The organism is Psychrilyobacter sp. (assembly GCF_037132775.1).
Lineage (GTDB): Bacteria > Fusobacteriota > Fusobacteriia > Fusobacteriales > Fusobacteriaceae > Psychrilyobacter.
The window spans coordinates 1-10510 of record NZ_JBAHZY010000119.1 but is presented as its reverse complement, the minus strand read 5'-3'; the positions used below and the strand labels follow the sequence as shown (position 1 = coordinate 10510).

The 10510-nt window shown below is 33.8% G+C and carries 9 protein-coding genes; all 9 read right to left on the bottom strand.

Translation table 11 applies throughout. The features are described from left to right. Nucleotides 1-287: 287 nt before the first annotated feature. From V5784_RS07875 to V5784_RS07835, 9 genes are read right to left on the bottom strand one after another with little or no spacing between them, the layout of a single operon-like run. Entirely contained in the window at nt 288-1109 is an 822-nt protein-coding gene (locus tag V5784_RS07875; RefSeq protein WP_336888484.1) for a class II fructose-bisphosphate aldolase, read from the bottom strand. Between the two features lie 8 nt (nt 1110-1117). Continuing rightward, nucleotides 1118-2128 carry a 5-dehydro-2-deoxygluconokinase gene (gene iolC, locus V5784_RS07870; protein WP_336888483.1) on the bottom strand — a complete coding sequence of 337 codons (1011 nt, stop codon included), beginning with the start codon at nt 2126-2128 and terminating at the stop codon, nt 1118-1120. 15 nt (nt 2129-2143) lie between these two features. Next, a complete protein-coding gene (locus tag V5784_RS07865; protein WP_336888482.1) occupies nt 2144-3217 on the bottom strand; it encodes a transaldolase family protein in 1074 nt (357 codons plus the stop codon). 60 nt (nt 3218-3277) lie between these two features. Next, nucleotides 3278-4720, bottom strand: a complete 1443-nt coding sequence (gene mmsA, locus V5784_RS07860) for a CoA-acylating methylmalonate-semialdehyde dehydrogenase (protein ID WP_336888481.1) — start codon at nt 4718-4720, stop codon at nt 3278-3280. A gap of 9 nt (nt 4721-4729) precedes the next feature. Next, nucleotides 4730-5740: an inositol 2-dehydrogenase gene (gene iolG / locus V5784_RS07855; protein WP_336888480.1), complete on the bottom strand. Its 1011-nt coding sequence runs from the start codon at nt 5738-5740 to the stop codon at nt 4730-4732. 18 nt (nt 5741-5758) lie between these two features. After that, nucleotides 5759-6655: a myo-inosose-2 dehydratase gene (gene iolE / locus V5784_RS07850; RefSeq protein WP_336888479.1), complete on the bottom strand. Its 897-nt coding sequence runs from the start codon at nt 6653-6655 to the stop codon at nt 5759-5761. A 12-nt stretch (nt 6656-6667) separates the two neighbouring features. Further along, nucleotides 6668-8590, bottom strand: coding sequence for a 3D-(3,5/4)-trihydroxycyclohexane-1,2-dione acylhydrolase (decyclizing) (gene iolD / locus V5784_RS07845; protein WP_336888478.1), 1923 nt, complete (start codon nt 8588-8590; stop codon nt 6668-6670). A gap of 31 nt (nt 8591-8621) precedes the next feature. Beyond that, nucleotides 8622-9416 carry a 5-deoxy-glucuronate isomerase gene (locus V5784_RS07840; RefSeq protein ID WP_336888477.1) on the bottom strand — a complete coding sequence of 265 codons (795 nt, stop codon included), beginning with the start codon at nt 9414-9416 and terminating at the stop codon, nt 8622-8624. A 41-nt stretch (nt 9417-9457) separates the two neighbouring features. Next, on the bottom strand, nt 9458-10342 hold the full coding sequence (locus V5784_RS07835) for an ABC transporter permease (protein ID WP_336888476.1): 885 nt from the start codon (nt 10340-10342) through the stop codon (nt 9458-9460). Nucleotides 10343-10510 lie beyond the last annotated feature (168 nt).

The following is a 10510-nucleotide window of genomic DNA, read 5'->3' as shown; positions in this document are numbered from 1 at the left end:
TCTCTTTCTGTAAAAGCTTCCAAAACGATCTTAAATTTAAACTTAGAAGAGTAAGTTTTTCGTGTATTCATAATCAAAATCCTCCATATTGTTTTCTTAAATTATACCCTATTTTTTTGCTTAAGGTTAAACACTCTTTGTGTGAATTTATACGACCATTATACTCCTTCTCTTTTTAAAACACCAATTCTAAGAGAAAAGGATAAAGTAACTCTAGGATATCAGCCTGAAATATGGAAGGAATGGATAAAGTAATAAAAAAGTGTCACAATTTGTGACACTTCCCCTTAAAACCCCAATAATTTATATTTTTCTAAAATAACTCCCTCTATATCTCTCATAGGTTTTTCAAATAATTTTATTCTGTCAAATTCTTCAGTATTGAACTGCGATTTTAAACTATTTCCAAAAGTCATTCGAACTGCTGTGCCTATGTTTACCTTTTTTACAGTTGTTTTAGCAAGTTGAATCAAGTCTTCGTTTTTTACTCCTGTAGAACCGTGAATTACAAGAGGAACATCCAATTCTTTTTCTATATTATTTAAAAGTTCATAGTCAATCACAGCTTCCTGCCCGGTCATCCTGTGAAGAGTTCCCACCGCTACCGCTAAAAGATCTACTCCTGTTTCATCATAAAATATCTTAGCTTCTTCCACATCTGTATATTTACCTTTAGAACCCATATTAGAGTCACTATATCCCACTGATCCAATCTCAGCTTCTACACTCACATTATATTTTTTAGCAAACTGAACTATCCTGTATGTATTTTCAATATTTTCATTGTTGGGAAGACAAGAGCCGTCATACATAACAGATGTATAACCTGATTTTATGGCTTCTTCTATCTCTTCCATAGACTTTGCATGATCTAAGTGAATGCAGATCGGTATATCATAATCTTCACTAATAGATTTAAGTAAATTACATAAATTTCTCGACCCCATATGCATAACAGCATCTCTATTTGTCATCAAAACAGCAGGAGCTCTTAGCGAAGATGCCACATCCAATATCACTTTAGCATCTTCATAACCATATACATTAAAAGCAGGAACCGCTTGATTTTCATCTAATTCATTTATTATTTTTTTTAAAGTAACTAGCATATTCCCTCCTATCCTCTGGCAACCATTTCTCCAAATTCAGATTTTTTAAGATCTATAAAATTTTGGATTTCATCTACAGTTGGCATATCCTCTGAACAACTGTGACTTGCTACCAGCATAGCAGCAGAAGCACTTCCAAATTCCAATGCATCGATGATATCCCAACCCTCCATTAATCCATAGATAAATGCAGAAGCATATGCATCTCCTCCGCCAAAGGATTTAAGCAGTTTTACTGGAAATGGTTTAATCTTATAAGATGAATTTTCAGTGTAGGCAACGGATCCTTCTTTTCCATGTTTTATAACAACAATTTTATTTTCATAAGCTAACCATCTATTGGCAATTGCTATATCACTTTTATCTTCAAAGTTAGCAATTCCTTCCATCAATTCAAATTCTTCCTTAGAACCTATTATCAGGTCACTTAATCTTCCTATCAACGAATAATAGATTGCCACTTCTTCCTTCGATTTCCAGGTATAGCTCCTATAATCCACATCAAATATCACAATAGTTCCATGTTTTTTAGCATATTCTACTGCTGTAAAACAGGCTTCTCTCGACGGGCTAGCCGATAGAGCTGTTCCAGATACAACAATTGCTTTAGCATTTTTAATATACTCTTCTGAAATTTCATTGGATTCCAGCATAAGATCGGCAATACCGTTTCTATACATCAGTATAGAACTTTCAGTTGGACTTTTTATTTCAGTAAATGTAAGTCCAAGAGATTCACCATTTTTACAAGTTACTACCTCTGTTGTATCTATATTATTTTCTTTGAAATAATTGGTAACAAACTTTCCAAAACTATCATCTGAAACTTTTCCAATAAATCCCACTTTTTTTCCAAGTCTCGCAAGACCTACTGCTATATTTGCAGGTGATCCTCCAACATACTTATTAAAATTTTTACTCTCTTCTAAGGGTTTATGAATATCTGTAGGATTAAAATCTATTGCAACTCTTCCAATAGGGATGATATCCATAGGTCTATTTTGATCAAATTTTAACATAATTCCCTCCAGTTTTTATCTAACTATAAGCATGTATCCTCTAATGATTGAAACCAGTTCATCGTATCCTTCGCTGAATTGAAGCAGAGTTTTTGTTACTGCTCCATAGTTATCAAATTCTTTTTCTTCCATGCCATCTGGAAGATAGGCTTTTTTGAAGTCATCAAACTTATAGAGAAGTTCGTCTATTATCTCAGGTGCTACTGCATCACTTATTCTTTCCTTCACCTCTATATTTGAACCATTGAATCTCTTCTGCCATTTATACGGGATAGTCTCCAGTATATCTCCTCCAATAAACTGAGACCATTGATGATGGTTTCTATAAGCTGCTGCCAGGAGCTTGGTTTTATATCCTCTTTCCTGAAATATATTATAAGCATTTTTCATTACAGCGACACCGGCCCATTCAAGATATTCTGGATTTGTAATTATATGATCTCTATTGGCTACATCTTTTAACCAGTCATCTACCCTTCCAACCATGATGGTACATACAGGGTTTATATGACCGTTGTCCAATCCCTCTTTTTCTCTTCTATTAAGACCTCTTTCTACCGCTTTAGCTACAGCTATAGCTTGTGGAACGGTAAAACTAACCGTAGCATTGATGCTTATCCCTCTATATGTAGACTCTTCAAAGGCTCTTATCCCTGCACTTGTAGCTGGAATTTTTACCTGTATATTATCAGCAAGATCTTTAAAATGGAGAGCCTGTTCTATAAGAAGTTCTGAATTTCTATAATATTTAGTATTTGTTTGGATGGATATCCTTCCCCTCCCTGTCTCAGGATCAAAAACAGGTTTTAAGAGTTTAGCTCCCTCCATGGCCATATTTTCAATTAGTACCCAAGCAATCTCATCCTCTGTTGCCTCTGGATTATTGGCAATGAGTTCTTTTACCTGACCCTCATATTTTTCAAGCTCTGCTTTTAATACATTTTTAACTATCACAGGATTTGTAGTTGCTCCTACAGCACCATTTTCTATTGCATAGGATAATTCATTTATAGAACAAGAATCATTCCAATAATCTGTTTTAGTAGTAAGAGCCATCTCATGAAGAGGCCCTCTATATTTTTTTTCCATATTTTCCCCCTCAATGGAATCCACTCAATAGTTTGGACTCCATTTTACAATTATTTTTTATTAACTCATCCAGTCTACTTTATGCTCTGGATTCCATTTTGTAGTTATTTTTATTAAATTTGTCCAAAAATCTATGGAAGAAACCCCTGTAATATCTCCGTATCCAAATTTAGAATCTTTTATCCCTCCAAATGAAAATGGCTCTCTTGGAACAGGTACCCCGATATTAACCCCTAACATTCCAGCTTGGAATTCTCTGATAGCTTCATCTACAAATCTACCATTTTGAGTAAAGATTGCAGCTGCATTTCCATATGGTGATTCATTTTGAATAGCTGCAGCTTCAGCGATTGTATTGGTATTTCTTATCTCTAAGACAGGTCCGAAGATCTCTTCGCTGCTCATATTTTTACTGTTGCCCCAGTCAATAATAGATGGTCCTATAAAGTATCCCTTATCTGTTTTAACTTTTCTTCCATCAACTACAATTTTAGCTCCGTTTTCCTGGGCATAATCTAAGTAGTCCTCTATTTTTTTTATGGCAGCCTCTGAGATAACTGGAGGGAAATCTACACCAGGAACCATGTTTTTAGCCTTAGTAATAACTTCTTCATATACTTCATCTATATTTCCCACACCGATCATTACCGATACAGCCATACATCTCTGCCCAGACATTCCAAAGGCAGATGAAATAATATCTCTACTTCCTGCATCCTTATTGGCATCTGGCATTACTATAATGTGGTTTTTTGCTCCACCCAATGCTAAAACCCTCTTAGAACTAGCTGACCCTCTTTTGTGAACAATTTCAGCTACAGGTGTTGATCCCACAAATGATACAGCTACGATATCTCTGTTATCACAAATCCCTTCAACAACTTCTTTTCCACCATTAACTACATTAAAAATTCCTTCAGGCAATCCTGCCTCTTCCCAAAGTTCTGCCATTTTCATTGCTGAGATAGGTGTTAATTCAGATGGCTTTAAGATTATTGCGTTTCCAAGAGCTATTGCATTTGGAACAGTCCAGTGGGGAACCATTATCGGGAAGTTAAATGGAGTGATAGAGGCCACAACACCTAATGGTCTCCTTTCCTCTTTACAGTTGACTCCTCTACTAACATCCTGAGTTTTTCCAGAAATTAACTGTGGGATAGAGCAAGCAAATTCTGTTAATTCGATAGCCTTATCTACACCGGCATAGGCCTCTTCCATTGATTTTCCACTTTCTGCACAGTTAACTACAGATAATTCTTCTTTATACTTCATAAGTAATTCTCTATATTTATAAATAACCTTTGATCTGGATTTTGCAGTTAAACCTGCCCAAGATTCTTGAGCAACCTTAGCTTTAGCTACAACTTCATCCAATTGAACTTTGGTAGCTGCTTTAAATTCACCAATAATTTCTCCATTGATAGGAGCATGGATATCATACTTTTTTCCCTTCCCTGATACAAATTCACCGTTTAAATAATTTTTAATTTCGTTATATTTCATCTTGTCCTCCTAAAGTATTTCAGAAATTTTTACTGGTCTTCTTTCTCCCAAAGATTTCTTTGCCGCTAAACCGATTAATACAGGTTGTAATCCATCATTTGCATTTACAGGAACATCTTTATCATTAATTATTGCTTCTACAAATTGATTTACTTCTTCACTAAATGATTGCATATATCTTTCTAAGAAGAAATAAAGTGGTTTTTCTGATACGACACCATCTTTAGTTGAGATAATTGCCTTTGACCCACTATCATTTGAGATAGCTACTGACCCAAGTGATCCGAATACTTCTGCTCTTTGATCGTATCCATAAGCTGCTTCTCTAGAGTTATCTATTACACCTAGAGCTCCATTTTTTAATTTTAATGTTATGATAGCTGTATCTATATCTCCAGCTTCTCCAATTTCAGGGTTTATAAGAACTCCTCCCATGGCGTAGACTTCCTCAACTTCACTCCCAGATAAGTATCTTACCATGTCAAAATCATGGATAGTCATATCTAAAAACATTCCACCAGATACCTTAACATAGTCTATCCCTGGTGCTTCAGGATCTCTAGAAGTTACTTTTATAATGTGAGGTGTTCCTATTTTCCCTTCCATTACAGCATCTTTTATAGCCTTAAAGTTATTATCAAATCTTCTGTTAAATCCAACTTGATATTTTATTCCGGCTTTTTCTACTTCTTCTAAAACCATCTGGATCTTTCCCAGATCATGATCAATTGGTTTTTCACAGAAGATATGTTTATTAGCTATTGCTGCCTCTATTGATATCGATGAATGAGTATCTGTTGATGAACAGATTAAAACAGCATCAATATCTTTATTTTTCAATATTTCTTTATAATCAGTAGTTATATTGTTTATTCCAAGTTCCGATATCCACTTTATTTTATCTTCATCCATAAATGGATCTGCAATCATATGCACAGTGGCATTTTTGACATTTTTGGTGATACTGGTCGCATGTACCTGTCCTATTCTTCCAGCTCCTATAATTCCTAATTTCAACATTTTTTAATTCCTCCCTTATTAAAGACCTGTTTTTTCAGCAATAAATTTTCTAGCTCTTACAGCATATTCAAATGGATTGGCAAGAGCAGGATCTTGTTCTGCTTCTACAACCATCCAACCAGTATAATTAGCATCTTTTAATGTTTTAAATATAGGATCAAAATTAATTATTCCATCGCCAGGAATAGTAAATGCACCTTTTTTTATCCCTGTTAAAAAAGAAAGGTTTTTCTCTTTAACTTCTCCTAATATATTTTCCCTTACATCCTTTAAATGGACATGAGCGATTCTATCTATATATTTATTTAAAACATTTTCAACTGAAGACTGAGTTCCTTCAGAATAGTACATATGACCTGAATCAAATAATAAATAAACATTATTATTTGTTATTTTCATAAACTTATCCACTTCTGCTGGAGTTTGAACTCCCGTTCCCATATGGTGGTGAAGTGATACTTTCATTCCTTTTTCTTCAGCCAAGAGAGCTAATTTATTGTATCCAGCAGCAACTCTAGCCCATTCTTCATCGATAAAGACAGGCTTTTCATTGAAGATTGATTTATCTAACCCTTGAATACTATGCGATTGTTCAGAACACCCTATAACTTTAGCACCCATAGTATGTAAAAAATCTCTATGTTTAATAAATTCAACAATAGTTTCTTCTTCTTTTCCTATAGCAAAGAAAGTACTGAACCATGCATTACAAATTTGAATTCCTCTAATATCTAGCTTTTCTTTTAAGAGATCGGTATTTTTAGGATATTTATTTCCTACTTCACTTCCAGTAAATCCAGCTAATGCCATTTCAGATATACATTGCTCGAAAGTATTTTCACTTCCTAGTTCAGGTAGATCATCATTTGTCCAAGCAATTGGAGCTATTCCTAATTTTACTTTTTTAGAATCCATTTTATTCCCCCATTAATATTTTTTTATTTTTTTCTCTTCCTGCTTTGATATTTCATATGCCTTCTTTATTTTTTCATTATCAGATACCGAAGCATTTCCTACATGCCACCATGAATCATATCCATCTGTCATTGTTTTAGGAAGTACCTTTATATCTATCAACGTTGATACCGTCTGTTTTTTACTATCTTCTATAGCCTCTAGTAATTCTTTTTCATTTTTCACACTATACGTTTTACATCCATAAGACCTGGCATTCATAGCAAAATCAATTGGGATTAACTCTCCATCTAAATTTCCTGTTTCTTCATTTCTATATCTGAATTCAGTCCCAAAACTTCCCATCCCATTTCCTATTTGAAGATTATTGATACAGCCAAAGGCCATATTATCCATTAAAATTATGTTTATTTTTTTATTTTCTTGTATAGATGTTACTAATTCTGAGTGTAGCATCTGATATGATCCATCTCCAACCAGAGCATATACCTCTTTAGTCGGTTCAGCTATTTTAACCCCTAGAGCTCCACTAATTTCATACCCCATACAAGAATAACCGTATTCTACATGATAATCATTCTCTCCTCTAGTTTTCCACATTCTCTGTAAATCTCCAGGTAAACTTCCTGCAGCTCCTACAATTATAGAATTTTCTAAATTTTTATTTAATATACCCAAAACTTTAGTCTGGGTTAAAGATGAATTAGTATCTTTTTTAAATTCTTCCAATACATGATCTAAACCTCTTACTTCTGGTATAAAATTATCATTATAAGTTATGTTTGTTAATCTACTCCATTCCTTCTCCCAGAGATCCTTAACATCTCTAACTTCACTTTTATATTCTGATCTATAACTGTCTTTTAATTCATTTGTTAGTTTTTTTAGTGTTTTTCCAGCATCAGCTGTAACTTTAATTCCATCTAGCTTTTGTGAATCAAAACCTGCAATATTAATATTTAAAAACTTTACATGTGGATTCTGGAAGATCCATTTAGAGGAAGTTGTAAAATCAGTGTATCTGGTGCCTATTCCTATTACTAGGTCCGTGTCCTTAGCTATTCTATTAGCTGCCAAATTACCAGTTGTTCCCAATCCTCCCAGATTCATATTATGATCCGATGAAATAGCACCTTTCCCTGCTTGAGTTTCGCCAAAAGGAATATTAAAGATTTCACTAAATTCTTTAAAAACTTCTTCTGCCTCGGAATATTTAACTCCTCCTCCACAGATTAACATAGGTTTTTTAGCTGATTTAATAGCCTCTATAGCATCTTTTATCATGAAATCTGTAGGAAGAGTTCTTTCTATTCTATGAATTCTTTTTTTAAAGAATTCATATGGATATTCATAATTTTCCCCTTGTACATCTTGAGGTAATGCTATTGTTACAGCTCCCGTATTAACTGGATCAGTTAGTACTCTCATGGCATTTAACAGAGCCGTCATAAGCTGCTCAGGTCTATTAATTTTGTCCCAGTATTTAGATACTGGTTTAAAAACATCATTTGTAGATATTGCTAAACTATGAAATTGTTCAATTTGCTGTAACACTGGATCCGGCTGTCTACTTGCAAATGTATCCCCAGGAAATAAAAGTAACGGTATTCTATTTGCAGTCGCAGTTGCCGCTGCAGTCACCATATTTGCAGCTCCCGGACCTACTGAACTTGTACATGCTATTATTTTTTTTCTATTATTTTGCTTTGCAAAGGCCGTGGCTGCATGGGCCATTCCCTGTTCATTTCTTCCTTGATAAACTTTTAAATTGTGCGTTTTTTCTTCTAAGGCTTGACCTAATCCGAGAACATTACCATGTCCAAAAATTGTAAAAATTCCTTCTATAAATTTACTCTCTTCCCCATCAAATTCAACATATTGATTATCTAAAAATTTAACAAGAGCTTGAGCTGTTGTTAATTTAATTGTATTCATAATTTACCCTTCCTATTTAGATTTGATATTTTTATTTTTCAGGCCAAATTTTATTTTCCTTATCATGCAACCATACATGAGCATCATCATCAATTCTTTTTGTCCAAGGATTTCCATCTAAATGTCTGATCATCCAACAATAATACATCCCATACCCTGGTGCTGATGTTTGAGGATGTGTAAAACCACCATTTATCATTAAAGCTGAGTTATTTTGTATTTTATATACATTTTCTCCTACAAAAGCTCCTCCAAAACCCTGAGGCTTTGTAAATTTATAAAAATATATTTCTGGTTGAGCATGACTGTGAGGAGGATAACTTGACCATTTTCCAGGATATGTTATTACTTCTCCTAAAACCATATTTGAATAAGGAGCATTTTCATATTTAAAAATATCTCTTACAAGTCTTCTTGCCGTTCCATCCATTACTCCATCTCCAAAAATATTATCTTTACAATCTTCTGGAGTATATAATTTAGAATCAAATAAATTATGATTTATAGTTTTTTGAACCCCTATTTCCCCGTCTTCGATAAATTCTATAATTACCTTCTTATCATTTGAAATATGCAGTGTGTAAGGACCACAGTCAAAAACATTTTCTCTTTCAGCAACAAATTCTTTCTCTTCCCATAAAAATTTAACTTTTCCTTGAAATAAAATTATAGCTATTTCTTTATCTTGATCATGAAGTTCTACTTTTTCTCCAGTTTTCATTTTATATATACCAAAATCCATAAGCATTGATCTATTTTCCCCATCATCTTTTGATATAGAATTATATCCATATTTAAATTCATTATTACTTTGATTTTGAAGCATAATTAGTTTCTCCTTTTGAATTTTATAATTTTTCTTTTAATTTAATGTTTAATTTTATTCTTTCTCATATCAAATACAACTGCCGCAACTATAATGAAGCCTTCTACAATTTGTTGTATAAATGCATTTATCCCTAAAAGAGTAAATCCATTTGCCATGACACCTAATATTAACGCTCCTATTACAACACCCCATACAGTTCCTATTCCTCCCGAATGACTGGTGCCTCCTATTGTTGCTGCTGCTATTGCTGTAAGCTCAATTCCAGTTGCTGCCGCAGGTTGAATACTTCCACCTGTTCTTCCCATGAAGATTATTGCACACAGACCGGCCATTAATCCAGCATAGGCATAGATAATTACTGTATTTCTCTTAACTTTAATTCCTGATATTTTTGCTGCATTTATATTTCCACCGATTGCATAAACACTTTTCCCAAATTTTGAATAATTCATAATTATAAATGTAATAATTATCATAATTCCATAGATAATTACTGGAACAGGAATGACATTGAATAATCTAGAACCAAAAAATGTTATTGATTCATTGATACTGCTTATCGGCTTCCCGCTTGTATACATAAGTGCCGCTCCCCTTGCTGCGGTATACATCCCCAATGTTGCGATAAAAGCTGGCACTCCGGTATAAGCTATCAAGCCACCATTTATGGCTCCGCATAAAGCTCCCAATAATAAAGCTATTACTATCGGCACTATTATCGGTAGTTCCGGTAAACTCGGAAACATCCTGTCAAATGCATCCATAGTCTGTCCTAAACTACCGGCTACAACTCCGGCAAATGCAAGAACCGATCCTACAGAAAGGTCTATTCCTTTTGAAACAATTACAAGAAGCATCCCCAATGCCAATATCCCGTAAATAGAAGACTGGGTTATTAAATTAAATATATTTCTAACGGACAAGAAATTGGGTCTTAAAATAGATAAAACTAATATCTATAATGGTCGTATAAATTCATACAAAGAGTGTTTAACCTTAAGCAAAAAAATAGGGTATAATTTAAGAAAACAATATGGGGGATTTTGATTATGAATACACGAAAAACTTACTCTTCTAAGTTTAAATTTAAG